13 protein-coding genes are annotated in these 13,887 nt (G+C 69.9%); all 13 read left to right on the forward strand.

What is annotated here, in order from left to right:
* Nucleotides 1-50 precede the first annotated feature (50 nt).
* Nucleotides 51-818 carry an SDR family NAD(P)-dependent oxidoreductase gene (locus tag RUR49_RS01380; protein WP_409144536.1) on the forward strand — a complete coding sequence of 256 codons (768 nt, stop codon included), beginning with the start codon at nucleotides 51-53 and terminating at the stop codon, nucleotides 816-818.
* A 216-nt stretch (nucleotides 819-1,034) separates the two neighbouring features.
* Nucleotides 1,035-1,820 carry an ABC transporter ATP-binding protein gene (locus RUR49_RS01385; RefSeq protein WP_409144537.1) on the forward strand — a complete coding sequence of 262 codons (786 nt, stop codon included), beginning with the start codon at nucleotides 1,035-1,037 and terminating at the stop codon, nucleotides 1,818-1,820.
* Between the two features lie 45 nt (nucleotides 1,821-1,865).
* Nucleotides 1,866-3,026, forward strand: coding sequence for an ABC transporter substrate-binding protein (locus tag RUR49_RS01390; RefSeq protein WP_409144538.1), 1,161 nt, complete (start codon nucleotides 1,866-1,868; stop codon nucleotides 3,024-3,026).
* Nucleotides 3,026-3,739, forward strand: a complete 714-nt coding sequence (locus tag RUR49_RS01395) for an ABC transporter ATP-binding protein (protein ID WP_409144539.1) — start codon at nucleotides 3,026-3,028, stop codon at nucleotides 3,737-3,739. Before RUR49_RS01390 ends, RUR49_RS01395 begins: the two co-directional genes overlap by 1 nt.
* 3 nt (nucleotides 3,740-3,742) lie before the next feature.
* Nucleotides 3,743-4,645 carry a branched-chain amino acid ABC transporter permease gene (locus RUR49_RS01400; protein WP_409144540.1) on the forward strand — a complete coding sequence of 301 codons (903 nt, stop codon included), beginning with the start codon at nucleotides 3,743-3,745 and terminating at the stop codon, nucleotides 4,643-4,645.
* Nucleotides 4,642-5,700: a branched-chain amino acid ABC transporter permease gene (locus tag RUR49_RS01405; RefSeq protein ID WP_409144541.1), complete on the forward strand. Its 1,059-nt coding sequence runs from the start codon at nucleotides 4,642-4,644 to the stop codon at nucleotides 5,698-5,700. Before RUR49_RS01400 ends, RUR49_RS01405 begins: the two co-directional genes overlap by 4 nt.
* A gap of 1 nt (nucleotide 5,701) precedes the next feature.
* Nucleotides 5,702-6,808, forward strand: a complete 1,107-nt coding sequence (locus tag RUR49_RS01410) for a hypothetical protein (RefSeq protein WP_409144542.1) — start codon at nucleotides 5,702-5,704, stop codon at nucleotides 6,806-6,808.
* 25 nt (nucleotides 6,809-6,833) lie between these two features.
* On the forward strand, nucleotides 6,834-8,189 hold the full coding sequence (locus tag RUR49_RS01415; protein ID WP_409144543.1) for a glutamine synthetase family protein: 1,356 nt from the start codon (nucleotides 6,834-6,836) through the stop codon (nucleotides 8,187-8,189).
* 12 nt (nucleotides 8,190-8,201) lie between these two features.
* Nucleotides 8,202-9,572: a glutamine synthetase family protein gene (locus tag RUR49_RS01420; protein WP_409144544.1), complete on the forward strand. Its 1,371-nt coding sequence runs from the start codon at nucleotides 8,202-8,204 to the stop codon at nucleotides 9,570-9,572.
* 97 nt (nucleotides 9,573-9,669) lie between these two features.
* Nucleotides 9,670-10,434, forward strand: a complete 765-nt coding sequence (locus RUR49_RS01425; protein WP_409144545.1) for an SDR family NAD(P)-dependent oxidoreductase — start codon at nucleotides 9,670-9,672, stop codon at nucleotides 10,432-10,434.
* On the forward strand, nucleotides 10,431-11,687 hold the full coding sequence (locus RUR49_RS01430; RefSeq protein ID WP_409144546.1) for a DUF1116 domain-containing protein: 1,257 nt from the start codon (nucleotides 10,431-10,433) through the stop codon (nucleotides 11,685-11,687). The genes RUR49_RS01425 and RUR49_RS01430 overlap by 4 nt, the downstream gene beginning before the upstream one ends.
* A gap of 153 nt (nucleotides 11,688-11,840) precedes the next feature.
* A complete protein-coding gene (locus RUR49_RS01435; RefSeq protein WP_409144547.1) occupies nucleotides 11,841-12,614 on the forward strand; it encodes a FadR/GntR family transcriptional regulator in 774 nt (257 codons plus the stop codon).
* Nucleotides 12,615-12,773: 159 nt separating this feature from the next.
* On the forward strand, nucleotides 12,774-13,880 hold the full coding sequence (locus tag RUR49_RS01440; protein WP_409144548.1) for an LLM class flavin-dependent oxidoreductase: 1,107 nt from the start codon (nucleotides 12,774-12,776) through the stop codon (nucleotides 13,878-13,880).
* Nucleotides 13,881-13,887: the final 7 nt, after the last annotated feature.

Here is a 13,887-nt window from a genome sequence, read left to right on the forward strand (position 1 = left end):
CGACGGAAGGGCCGCCCGCGTGTCGGCCCGCTGAAAGCGGGGATTTCACCATGACGGGGCGTTTCGACGGCAAGATCGCGCTGGTGACGGGCGCCGGCGGCGGCATCGGGTTCGCGATCGCCCGCGACCTCGCCAGCGCCGGCGCGACGGTGCACGCCTTCGATCTCAAGCCGGCACCGGCGGCGTTGCGAGGCCTCGACGGTCTCGTCTTCCACCAGGGCGATCTGTGCGACGGGGCCGATGTCGCCGCGCTGATGACGGCGATCGGCGACCGCCACGGCCGGCTCGACGCGGTCGTCAACGCGGCCGGGCTGTGCCTGTTCGAGCGGGACGGCTCGGTGGAGACGGCGGCCGACGACGTCTTCGCGCTGACCTTCGACGTCAACCTCAACGGCGCGATGCGCGTCGTGCGCGGCGCGCTGCCGCTGATGCGGGCGGCGGGGGGCGGCGCCTTCGTCCACATCGCCAGCGTCGTCGGCCTGCGCAACATGGAGAACATCCTCGGCGGCGGTCCGGCAGACGCCTACCAGCTGTCGAAGGCGGCGCTCGTGTCGCTGTCGCGCTCGCTCGCCATGCAGTTCGCCCACGAGAACATCCGCTCCAACACAGTCTGCCCCGGCGCCATCGCCACGCCGATGACGGCCGACATCTATGCCGACCCCGCCCGCGTCGCGGCGATGGAGGCGCGCACGCCGCTGAAGCGCGTCGGCCGCCCGGAGGATGTCTCGGCGGCGACGCTGTTCCTGCTCGGCGAGAGCGCGAGCTTCATCACCGGCACCGACCTCGTCGTCGACGGCGGCCTGCTCGCCAAGCTCTGACCCGAGACGCTGCGCCCCCAAGCCCTCACTCCGAAGCCCTGTCCCCGAACGCCGAAAGCCCTGCCGGCGTCTGCAGCCCCGCACGCCGCGCGCCGCGCGCCGCCGCGCCACCGGGCAATCGACGCTTGACTAATGGAGCATGTGGTCTGAGAAATAGACCAAAGGCAACTGCGAATGTTTCGCGTTGTCGGCCGTCGACCGGGAGGGGTGTCGATCGTGCAAACGCGAACGCCACCGGACCCTCGGGGCCCCGCCCGGCTCGTCGTCTCCGGCGTCAGCAAGAGCTTCGGCGGCCTCTCGGTGCTGCGTTCGGCCTCGCTCGACTGCGGCGGTGGCGAGATCGTCGGGCTGATCGGCCCGAACGGCGCCGGCAAGTCGACCCTGATCAACGCGATCTCCTCGCTGATGCCGGTGGACGAAGGCGAGGTGCGGCTCGGCGACCGCCGCATCAGCAACACGACCCCGCAGCTGTGCGCCTCCGCCGGCGTGGCCCGGACGTTCCAGAACATCAAGCTGTTCGCCCGCCTGACGGTGCGCCAGAACGTCGAGGTAGCCCTGACCAGTTGCCGGCGCGACCGCCCGGACCGCGCCGGTGCCATCGACGTCGACGCGCTGCTCGACGGTTTCGGGCTCCTCGCCATCGCCGACTGGAAGGCCGGCGCCCTTTCCTACGGCAACCAGCGGCGGCTCGAGATCGTCCGCGCGCTGGCACTCGGGCCGGACTTCCTGCTGCTCGACGAGCCAGCCGCCGGCATGAACGCGGTGGAGACGACGGCACTGATCGGTTCGGTGCAGCGCATCCGTGACGCCTTCGGCTGCGGGGTGATCGTCATCGACCACGACCTGCGCTTCATCATGACCGTCTGCGAGCGGATCTACGTGCTCGACATGGGCGAGATCGTCGCCAGCGGCACCCCCGAAGAGGTGCGCCGCAACCCCCGCGTCATCGAGGTCTACATCGGCAACGAGCGCGCCAGGCGCCGACCGGCCACCGCTCACTAAGACAAAAGCAAAAACCACAACCTCAACCAGAGAAGGGAACACGCTATGGCACTGGCTCAGAAGCTCATGGCCTGCAGCGGCGCGATCATCCTGGCCGCCACAGCACTGTCCACCGCGCACGCCGCCGATGAAGGCCTGACCATCGGCTACGCCGCCGCCGTGACCGGCCCGCTCGCCCCCTATGACAGCCCCGACGGCGTCGCCTGCCGGGTCGACCAGATCAACGCCGCCGGCGGCATCCTCGGCAAGCCCGTCACGCTGATCGTCCGCGACACCAAGAGCGACCCGGTGACGGCCGCCAACGCCGCCCAGGAGCTCCTCGATCTCGGCGCCGACGTGCTGCTCGGGCCGCCGACCGACGACGGGCTGATCCCGATGGCGCAGCTCGCCCTCGGCCAGGGCGTGCCGGTGCTGTCGGTCGGCGCAACCCAGCCGGCCTTCCCGATGGCCTCCCCCGACAACGGCTACCTCGTGCCCTACGGCGACAACGCCGCGGCGGCGGCCGCCGCCGAGATCGCCTACGCAAACGGGCTGCGCAAGGCGATCCTGATGATCGCCCACGACGTCGGCGCCTATTCGTCGATCACGCCGGAATACTTCGGCAAGGCGTTCGAGAAGCTCGGCGGCAAGGTGGTCGGACGGGTCAACTACAACCACGGCCTCGCCGACTACACGGCGCAGGTGACGGAGATCAAGAACGCCAGTGATGCGCCCGACATGGTGTTCGCGGCGATCCTCGTGCCGGATGCCGGCGTGCTGGTGCGCACCATGAAGTCGTCGGGCCTCGAGCTGCCGGTCTACGGGACCGACGGCTTCGACGACCCGTCGTTCATCGAGGTCGCCGGCGACGGCGCTGCGCTCGCCACCTTCATCACCCACGGCTTTCCGTCGGAGGGCAGCAAGCTCGAGGCGTTCTACGCGGACTGCGAAAAGGCCGGCAAGAAAGTGCAGAACATCTTCTTCGGCCTCGGCGGCGAGGCGGTCGACATCGTCAAGGCGGCCACCGAGAAGGCCGGCTCGACGGACTCGGCGGCCATCAACGCGCAGATCCGCGAGTTGAGCGGCCTGGAAGGCATCACCACCGGCTCGATCACCTACAAGGACCAGAACGGCGTGCCGCTGAAGGAAGTCACCGTCATCCAGGTGAAGGACGGCAAGTTCACGCCGGTCGGCAAGGTGGTTCCCGCCTGGGTTCCCGCCCCGTGATGCTGGAGGCCTCCGGCATCCACGTCAGCTATGGACCGATCAAGGCAGTTCGCGACGTCTCCATCGCGGTCGGGGAGGGCGAGATCGTCGCCCTCCTCGGCCCGAACGGGGCCGGCAAGTCGAGCCTGATCGGCGCGATCGTCGGCATGGTGGCGAAGGCGAAGGGCACGGTGCGCTTTGCCGGCGAGGACATCGGCGCCCTGTCGGTGGAGGCGATCGTCCGCCGCGGCATCACGCTGACGCCGGAGGGACGGCGCGTCTTCGCGGACCTGACGGTGGGCGAGAACCTCCGACTCGGGGCGGCCTCGCGCCGCGACAAGCAGGGCGTCGCCGACGACATCGAGAAGTATCTTGCGATGTTCCCGATCCTGCGCGCCCGCTTCAACGCGCTGGCGCGCATGCTGTCGGGCGGCGAGCAGCAGATGCTGGCGATCGCCCGCTCGCTGATGTCGCGGCCGAAGCTCCTGATGCTCGACGAGCCCTCGCTCGGCCTCGCGCCGCGGATCGTCGACCAGATCTTCGAGCTGCTGACGCAGCTGCGCGCCGACGGGCTGACGATGCTGGTGGTGGAGCAGAACGTCCACGAGGCGCTCGCTTTCGCCGACCGCGCCTATGTGGTGGCAAGCGGCAAGCTGGTGTTCGCCGGAACCGCCGCCGAGCTGCAGGCCTCGGGCGACGTCATGGAAATGTATCTCGGCCTGGAGGGGACCTGACCCATGTCGGCCGACTACATCCTCCAGCAGCTCTTCAATGCGCTGAGCGTCGGCGGCGAATACGCCCTGCTCGCGCTCGGGCTCGCCATCGTCTTCAGCGTCATGGGGCTCGTGAACTTCGCCCACGGCGACCTCATCACCGTCGGCGGCTACGCGATGTTCCTCGCGGTGGCGATCGGCTTCGGCAATCCGCTGCTGGTGCTGCCGTGGGGCATCCTCGCAACCGTGCTGTTCGCACTGCTGCTCGAGCGTGTCGCCTTCAAGCCGGTGCGCAACGCCCCACCGACGACCGGCATGCTCACCGCCTTCGGCGTCTCCATCATCATCCAGAACACCGCGTTGATCTTCATCGGCACGCGGCCGCAGGCGGTGCCGACGGCGGACTGGCTGACGCAGTCGATCCTGATCGGCTCCGTGCGCATTCCCGTCGTGCAGATCCTCGAGACGGCGGTGACGTTCATCGCCATCGCGGCGCTGGTCGTCCTCCTGCGCACGACGACGATCGGGCTCGCCATGCGCGCCGCCGCCAAGGACGTGATGGTGGTCCGCCTGATGGGCGTGAAGGCGAACCGGGTGATCCTGACGGCGTTCGCGATCTCCGGCTTCCTCGCCGGGCTCGCCGGCGTGTTCCTGCTCGCCCGCCGCGGGGCCGTCGACCCGTTCATGGGCTTCGCGCCGGTGCTGAAGGCCTTCGTCGCCGCGGTGCTCGGCGGCTTCGGCAGCCTGCCGGGGGCGGTGGTCGGCGGCTTCGCGCTGGGCTTTGCCGAGGTCGCCCTGCAGGCGACGCTGCCCTCGCACGTCGCCGGCTTCCGCGACGCCTTCGTCTTCCTGATCGTCGGCGTCGTGCTGCTGATGCGCCCGCAGGGCTTCCTTGGCCAGAAGCCCGACTTCGGGGAGAAGTCATGAGGCTTCCCGTTCAGTCCCTCGCCGGCGCGGCAGTGCTCGCCGTCGTCGTCGCCGCCATCGGTCTCGGGGCCCAGGCGTTCGCCGAGCCCTACTACCAGCGGCTCACCTTCACCTTCCTGGTCAACCTGATCGCGGTGATCGGGCTGCAGGTGTTCATGGGCAACTCCAACGTCACCAACCTCGGCCACGTCTCCTTCATGGGCATCGGCGCCTATGTCGTGGCGATCCTGGCAGCGCCTGTGGCGATCAAGCAGTCGGCGCTGGCGACGGCGCCGTTCGGCCTCGGGACGATCAGCCTCGCCGTCCCGGTCGCCGTCGTCGCGGCCCTTGTGGTGACGCTGGCGATCGCCTTCCTCGTCGGCCTGATGCTGGTGCGCCAGACCGGTATCCCGGCGACGATCGCGACGCTGGCGCTCCTCGTCATCGTCCACGTCGTGCTGCTCAACTGGGTGGACCTGACGCGCGGGCCGCGCGCCTTCTACGGCATCCCGATCAAGGCGACGCTCGGCTGGGCCACCGTCTGCGCCATCGGCGCCATCGTCATCGCGCGGCTGTTCCGCGACAGCCGCTGGGGGCTGCAGTTGCGGGCCTCCAGCGAGAACGTCGCGGCGGCGAGCGCGATGGGCGTGCGGATCCGACGCCTGCGGCTCGCGGCGTGGATGCTGAGCGCGCTGCTTATGGGCGTGGCGGGCGTGCTGTTCGCTCTGTTCGTCGGCACGATCAGCCCGAAGAGCTTCTATTTCGATCTCACCTTCCTGACGCTCGCCATGCTGATCCTCGGCGGCACCCGCTCGGTCACCGGCGCGGTCGTCGGGGCGATCGTCGTGACGCTCGGCTTCGAGACGATGCGCTTCCTGGAAAACGGGCCGGAGCTGCTGTCCTTCAAGTTGCCGCAGATGTTCGGGCTGACCGGCTTCTTCCTCGGCGCCGTCATCGTGCTGTTCATGGCGCTGAGGCCGGAAGGCCTCGTCGGCGACGACGAGGTCGACGAAATCTGGCGCCGGCGCCAGCGGCGCCTCTCGCCCGCCCTCAAAGCCAGCCTCGAGGCCGACTAGAATGACCGCCGTGCCGCCGGACGCCGCATCGCGTCCCTCCCCGCCGCTCGTCGAGCATCCGCTGATGGGCTACGCGATCCGCCCGGGGTCGTTTCACGACCACCAGACCTCCACCTACACCCTCGCCGAGACGGCGGTGCGAGAGGGCCGGTTCGCCGATGCCGCGGACCTTGGCCGCTATACCGTGCGCGAAGCCGTCGAGGCGCACGAGCTCTACCGCGACTGGATCGCCGAGATCCCCGTCTACCTGCGCCGGCACGGCCTGCCCGAGGCCGAGATCGCGGCCGAGTGCGCCCGCGTCGAGGCGCTGGTGGCGCTGCCGGGCGGGCGGCGTTTCGACCCGGAAGCCGGCTGGGCGGCCTATCTGGCCGGCATCGAGGCGTTCGCCACCGCCTGCGCCGCCGGCCGCAGCGACATCGCCCTCGCCTTCCTGGAGGGCGCCCGCGAAATCTGGCGCGACACCCACGACCGCAAGTGCGACTGGGTCTACGGCCTGCTCGACGTCGCCGCCCGCCGCCTCGGCGAAGGCTGCATCGGCGACCTCTGGGACGTGCTGATGGCGCCGATGTACGAGTACTACGGCCGCTACGACGTCGACGTGCACCCGTGGCCGCGCTCGTTCGAGCTGTTGATGCAGATCGCGCTCGAGGCACTGCGCGGGCATCTGAGCGGCCCCGGCCGGCGCGGCGACATCGAGGTTTTCGAGGAGCCAGACCGCTGGGGCATGCGCTTCGACCCCTGCGGCTCCGGCGGGCGCACCTACCGCGACGACCCGGAGGCCGGCGTCGGCCCGCGCATGGAGCCGCCGTTCAACTACGCCGTGACCACGGAAGAGCACGACTGGGCGTGGAACAAGAAGGGCGTCTGCCTCTACTGTGCCCACTGCTGCGAGCTGATGGAGCGGGTCCCGATCAAGAAGTTCGGCTACCCTGCCCGTGTCGTCGATCCGCCGACCTGGCCGGAGGGGCGCGCCGGCCAGAAATGCACGTGGTACGTCTACAAGGACCCGTCGCTGGTGCCCGACGAGATCTACCGGCGCGTCGGCGAGAGGAAGCCGGCGGTGCTCGGCGGCCGCGCGCGCGCCACTGCTGCCGGAGGCGAAGCGTGATGGGGGTCATGCGGTGGGGGAGCGCATGAGCGGAAGTGCCGTCGATCTCGACCGGCTCACGGAGCTCGGCGTCGAGACCGTGCAGATGGAGACGCCCGACCTCGACGGCGTCCTGCGCGGAAAATTTCTCGCAGCCGAGAAGGTCGGAGCCGGAGCGCGCAGCGCCTTCTGCACGATCCTCTATCAGCTGACCTCGGTCGACGACGTCTGGGTGTCCCGGCACTCCTCCTTCGACAACGGCTTTCCCGACATGGTCGCCGTGCCGGACCCGACGACGGCCATCCGCTGGCCGTGGCAGGCGGATACCGCCGCCGTGATCTTCGACATGCACTATCCCGACGGCGCGCCGTTCCCGCTCGCACCGCGCAACGTGCTGAAGCGGACGATCGCCCGCTTCGCCGAAACCGGCTTCGAGCCGAAGTTCGGCATCGAGTTCGAGGCGTTCGTCATGCACGCCGACCGGGACCTGATGGCGGCGGGACGGCATCACGAGATGCGACCGCTCGGCCGCATGCACAACGCCTACCGGCTGAACGAGACGGACGAGGCGCGCAGCCTCGGCGCCGAGTTCATGCGCCGCATGCGCGGCGTCGGCATCCCGGTCGAGGCCTTCCATACCGAGCTCGGCTACGGGGCGGTGGAGTTCGCGCTCGCGCCCACCGCACCCCTCGCCGCCGCCGACAACGCGACGCGCGCCAAGACCTACTTCCGCAAGCTCTGCGCCGAGCGCGGCCTCGCCGCGACGTTCATGGCGAAGTGGAAGGTCGGCGAATCCGGCGCCGGCGGCCACGTCCACCAGAGCGCCTGGAAGGATGGCGCGAACGCCTTCCACGACGCCGCAACGGGCGACCTCTCGGCGACAGCGCTCGCCTATGCGGCCGGGCTTCTCGCCACCATGCCCGATCTCGCGGTGGTGTTCCGGCCCAACATCAACTCCTACCGCCGCTTTGACCACACGGCGTGGTCGCCGGAGAACGCCTCCTGGGGCTTCGACAACCGCAGCGCCGCGCTGCGCGCCGTGCGGATGCCGTCGCCGAAGGCGTTCCGCTTCGAGCACCGCGTGCCCGGCGCCGACGCCAACGTCTATCTCACCCTCGCCGCCATGCTGGCGGGCGGCCACCACGGGCTGACGACCGGGCTGACGCCGCCGCCGGCCGCCGCCGGCAACGCCATGCACGAGGCCCAGTGTGCCGGCCTGCCGCGGACGCTGCCGGAGGCGACCACGCTGTTCCGCCAGTCGGCGCTCGCGAAGGACTATCTCGGCGAGGACTTCGTCGAGCACTATGCCGCCTCGCGCGACGTCGAATGGCAGCACTGGCTCGCCTTCCAGGCCGAGCAGGTGACGGCCTTCGAGTTCCGCCGCTACTTCGACACCCTCTGAGTACCCTTCCGCATGAGCACCCTCCTCACCGTCGACGACCTGAAGAGCCGCATCGCGGCGGGCGAGATCGCCACCGTCATCTGCGCCATGCCGGACCTGTGGGGGCGGCTCGTCGGCAAGCGGCTGACGGCGAAGAACTTCCTCTCCGCCGCGCTCGGCTCCGAGGGCGTGCATGCCTCGGTCTATCTGTTCTGCGTCGACATGGACATGGACCCCCGCCCCGGATACGCGCTGACCGGCTGGGACAAGGGCTTCCAGGATTGCGTGCTGAGGCCGGACCTCGCCACCATCCGCGTGCTGCCGTGGGTGCCGAAGACGGCCTTCGTTCTGTGCGATGCCGTCGACCACGACGGCACCGAGATGGCGGTGGCGCCGCGCACCATCCTGAAGCGCCAGCTCGCCCGCGCCGCAGCCCTTGGCCTGTCGTTCAAGTGCGCGAGCGAACTCGAGTTCTTCGTCTTCCGCGACAGCTACGACGAGGCCTGGGAGAAGCGCTATCGCGGCCTCAAGCCGACGTCACGCTACCGCGCCGACTACCACATGCTGCAGTCGACCCGCGACGAGCCGCTGATCGGCGAGATGCGCGAGATGATGGAAGCCGCCGGCATCGAGGTCGAGAACGCCAAGACCGAGTGGGGCCTCGGCCAGCAGGAGATCGCGCTGCGCTACGCCGATGCGCTGGAGATGGCCGACCGCCACCTCCTCTACAAGAACTGGGTGAAGGAGATCATCAGCCAGCACGGGCTGTCGGCCACCTTCATGGCCAAGCCCTTCATCGACGAGATCGGCTCGTCCTGCCACGTCCACGTCAGCCTGTGGGGCACGGACGGCAAGCCGGCGAGCTTCGACGCCTCGACCGACAGCCACATGGCGCCGCGCTTCGGCTCGTTCGTCGCCGGCATGATCGCCGGCGGGCGCGATTACGCCATGCTGTTCGCGCCGACGATCAATTCCTACAAGCGCTTCCGGAAGGAATCCTTCGCCCCTGTGCAGCTCGTCTGCGGCGGCGACAACCGCACCTGCGGCTTCCGCCTCGTCGGCCACGGACCGAGCTTCCGGGTGGAATCGCGCATCCCCGGCGCCGACGCCAACCCCTATCTGATGCTCGCCGGCATCCTGGCGAGCGGCCTCGACGGCATCGAGGCGGGCCTGCCGACGCCTGAGATCTACGAGGCGAACGCCTATCTCGATGGCTCGCTGCCGCGGGTGCCACCGACACTGCGCGACGCCGTGGACCTGTTCGCCGGAAGCGACGCGGCGAAGGCGTCGTTCGGCGACGTCACGCACGCCCACCTCCTGCACTTTGCCCGCCAGGAGGTGGAGGCGTTCGAGCAGGAGACCGTCACCGACTGGGAGATGATGCGCTACTTCGAGCGCATCTGACGACCGGCGGCACGGCCGCCGGAAGCCTTTGCGCGCCCGCGGCCAATTGGGCCAAAGCTCGGACCACTGACATTCACGGACTTCGAGGAGACTGCAGGTGAGCGACAAGCGGACGGTGTTGGTGACGGGCGGCGTCGGCGGGATCGGCTCGGCGATCTACCGGCGGCTCGCCGGCGAGGGCTGGCGCGTGGTGGCCGCCGACATGGCCGTCGATCCGGGCCGGAACGGCACCCCCGTCGACGGCGGCCTGGCCGATGTGCTGGTGCACCATCTCGACGTGCGCGATCCGGCGAGCGTCGATGCCTGCGTGGCAGCGGCGGTGACGCTCGCCGGCGGTCCCCTCGCCGGCGTCGTCAACTGCCACGGCATCGTCCGCTACACGCCGATCGACGCCGTCAAGGACGAGGACATGGACGCCGTCTGGCAGGTCAACGTCGCGGGTTCCGCCCGGGTCTGCCGCGCCGCCGACGCCCACCTCGCCCCCGGCGCCTCGGTGGTCAACATCTCCAGCGTGACCGGCTCGCTCGGCCGGCTACCCGGCGCCTCGATGTACGGGGCGTCGAAGGCGGGGCTGGAGGCGTTCACGCGCTATCTCTCCTGCGAGCTCGCGCCCCGCGGCATCCGCGTCAACGCCATCGCGCCGGGGTTCATCCTGGCTCTGCCGCTCAGCCCGTCGATGCGTGCCATCGGCTGGGGCGGCAGCGAGGAACAGGTGGTCGCCCGCCTCAAGCAGGAAATCCCCCTCGGCCGCTTCGGCACCTGCGAGGAGATCGCTGACGCGGTCGAGTTCCTGCTGTCCGACCGCGCCTCCTACGTCACCGGTACGACCTTGTTCGTCGATGGCGGGGTGACGGCGCGATGAGCCCGGCCGCCGAGGCCCGCCGCGCGGCCGCGAACGCCGAGGCGTTCCGCCGCCTCACCACGTCTGAGCCGGTGCTCGTCGACGTCCGCCCGGCGATCGAGGTGGTGCCAGGCATGACGGCGAACACGGTGCTCACCTCCGGTCCGCCGCTCGCCTGGTGCGACTATGTCGGCGGCCAGCGAGACGCCTTGATCGGCGGCGCGCTGTTCGAGGGATTGGCTGCCACACGCGAAGAGGCGATCGCGAGGTTCGACCGCGGCGAGATCGTCGTCGGCGGCTGCCACGACCACGGCTGCGTCGGCTCGCTCGCCGGCATCTACACCGCCTCGATGCCGGTGTTCGTCGTCGAGAACGCCCCGTTCGGGACGCGCGGCTTCTGCAACATGTACGAGGGCAAGTCGCCCAAGCGCCTCAACTACGGCGTCTACGACGACACCGTGAAGGCGCAGCTCGAAACCATCGGCACGGTCGTCGGCCCGATGATCGGCGAGGCGGTGCGGGCGCTCGGCGGCGTGCCGCTGAAGCCCCTGATGATCCGCGCCCTCAACATGGGCGACGAACTGCACAGCCGGAACACCGCCGCCTCGCTGATGTTCGCCCGCGAGCTGTTTCCGGCCTTCCTCGACCTCTACGCCGGCAAGCCCGCCGCGGTGCGCCGCACTCTCGAGATCCTCACCGAGGACCACTACTTCTTCCTGCGCCTGTCGATGGCCGCCGCCAAGGCGACGGCGGACGCGGCGCACGGCGTCGAGGGATCGAGCCTCGTCACCGCGATGGCGTTCAGCTGCAAGGAGTTCGGCGTTCGCGTCTCCGGGCTCGACGGCTGGGTGCGCGGCCCGCACGCCTCGGTCGAGGCGAAGCTGTTTCCCGGCCACGACGCTTCGGAGATCACCTGGATGGGCGGCGAGAGCCCGATCACCGAGACGATCGGCCTCGGCGGCTTCGCCCAGGCCGGCGCGCCGACGCTGCAGGCCTACCAGGGCGGCTCCTACGAGGCGATGATCGCCCGCAATCTCGGCCTCTATGCCATCACCGCCGGCGAGAACCCCGACTTCAAGCTGCCCGCCCTCGGCTATCGCGGCACGCCGACGGGCATCGACGTGTTCAAGGTGCTGGACACCGGCACGTTGCCGGTCATGGACATCGGCATCGCCGGGGCCGGCGGCGGCCAGATCGGCGCCGGCATCGTCAGCGCACCCGTCGACTGTTTCCGGCTCGCCGCCGACCGCTATGTGGCGCGCTACGCGTCCTGACCGTTCCTGTGGTCTAAAGAGCTGACCTGCGGCGTATAGGGCGCGGTGCGTCGGCCTTCGGGGCCGGACCGCCCGGCAGGAGATCGCCGCGCGGTTGTGCTAGACCCTCGTCGCCGCCGGTCCTCGGCGGTGACGAATCGGACGGAGGGGTGAGTGACGGCCGTCGACGTGGAGATGCCGCTGATCGGATCGGTGCGCGCCACCGCCACCTACGAGCTGGTGGTGGAGCAGGTGCGCCGCGCCATCTATCTCGGCCGCTTCCTTCCCGGCGACAAGCTGCCGCCGGAGCGCGACCTCGCCAGCCAGATGGGCGTCTCGCGCACGACGATCCGCGAGGCGGTGCGCGTGCTCGAAGGCGAAGGCCTCGTCACCGTGCGCCGCGGCGCCACCGGCGGCCTCATCGTCCTCGGCCAGGCGAAGCTCACGCCCGGTCAGGTGAAGTCCTACATGGAGGCCCAGCGCGGCCTGCTCGACAGCGTCTTCGAGTTCCGCCTCGCCAACGAATGCGCCGCCGCCTCTCTCGCCGCCACCCGGCGGACGGAGACGCATCTGAAGCGGCTCGGGCGGGCCCTCGAGGAGATGGACCGGCTCGGCGCCACGGCGGAAGCCCGCGAGCGCACCGGCAACATCGCCCGCTTCAGCGCCTGGGATTCGGAGTTCCACCTCGGCATCGCCCAGGCATCGCTCAACCCCTTCCTGGTGAAGGCGGTGGAGGATGCCCGCGCGGCGATGTTCCTGCCGATCGGCCGGGTCTTCACCCGCCTCGAGGACCACGCCAACGAGCACCATGCGGCGATCTTCGAGGCGGTCCGCGACCGCGACGCGACCGCCGCCGCCGACCACATGCAGGCGCACATCGAGGCGACGCGCCGGGCGCTGCACGGCCTGCTGCCCAAGGCGAAGAAGGCGATGCGGGAGGCCGGCTGAGCGGGCGCCGTCTTCGCGCCGTGACCGCGGCACCAGCGCATCCAGCGGGTCTCTTGGTCTAACTTATAGACCATTGGTCATCGCCCTGCTATCGTGCCGGGACTTCGGGCCGACAGACTCGGCCTGGGCGCCAGGAGCGCCACGCAGGGAGCGAAACGGATGACTTCCAGCCGGCCACTCGAATTCGGCTTCGTGGCGACCGCGTCCGGCGGCGCCGGAACCAGCGACCGCCAGATGTACCGGGACCTGATCGGCGACGTCGAGATCGGCCTGGGGCTCGGCTACCGCACAGTGTGGATGATCGAGCACCACTTCTCCGACTACTTCCCGACCCCGGATCCGCTCGCCTTCCTGTCGCACATCGCCGGCCGCTTCCCCGAGGCCGGGCTCGGCACCTGCGTGCTGATCGCCCCCTGGTACAACGCGCTGAGGCTCGCCGGCTCGATCGCGCAGCTGCGCCTGCTGACGGACGCGCCGATCCATCTCGGCTTCGGCCGCGGCACGGCGAAGTACGAGTACGACCGCTTCGGCATCGACATGGAGGAGGCGCGCGTCCGCTTCATCGAGACGCTGCGCATCGTCCGTGACGGCCTCAGCAAGGACAGCTTCACCTTCGATGGCCAGATCCTGTCGGTGCCGAAGGAGACGCGGCTGCGCCCGAAGGCGCCCCTCGACAACCTGCACTTCTACGGCGCCATCGGCGCGAGCCCGGAAAGCGCCCAGGTGATGGCCGACGAGGGGCTGCCGCCGATCTGCACGACCATCGGCAATCTAGACGCCCAGGCGGCGACGCTGGTCGAGTGGGCGAAGCGGGCAAAGAGCCACGGCTTCGAGACCAACGTGCCGATGCCGATCATGATCAACTGCGTCATCGAGGACAGCGACGCCGAGGCGGTGCGCCAGGCGCAGACGCACATTCCGCCGTTCATGAAGGCGCAGGTCGACCACTACGAGGCCGACGCCGACCACTACAAGGACATCGCCGGCTACAAGGCCTGGAGCAACGCCTTCGCCGGGATGAAGAAGCGCTGCGACCCGGTCAACATCCCGCCGTGGTGCGAGTGGCAGCTCGTCGGCACGCCGGACACGGCGGCGCGCAAGCTGCAGAGCTACATCGACGCCGGCTTCAACATGTTCCTCATCCACACCGCGACGCCGGGCGTGCCGACCGGACCGCGCCGACGCTGGCTGAAGCGCTTCGCCGAGGAGGTGATGCCGCGCTTCACCAGCGCACCGGCCTCCTTCCACGCCACCGCGGCCGAGTGAGACATCG

The organism is Pseudoxanthobacter sp. M-2 (genome assembly GCF_046156265.1).
Classification (GTDB): Bacteria; Pseudomonadota; Alphaproteobacteria; order Rhizobiales; family Segnochrobactraceae; genus CAMDHY01.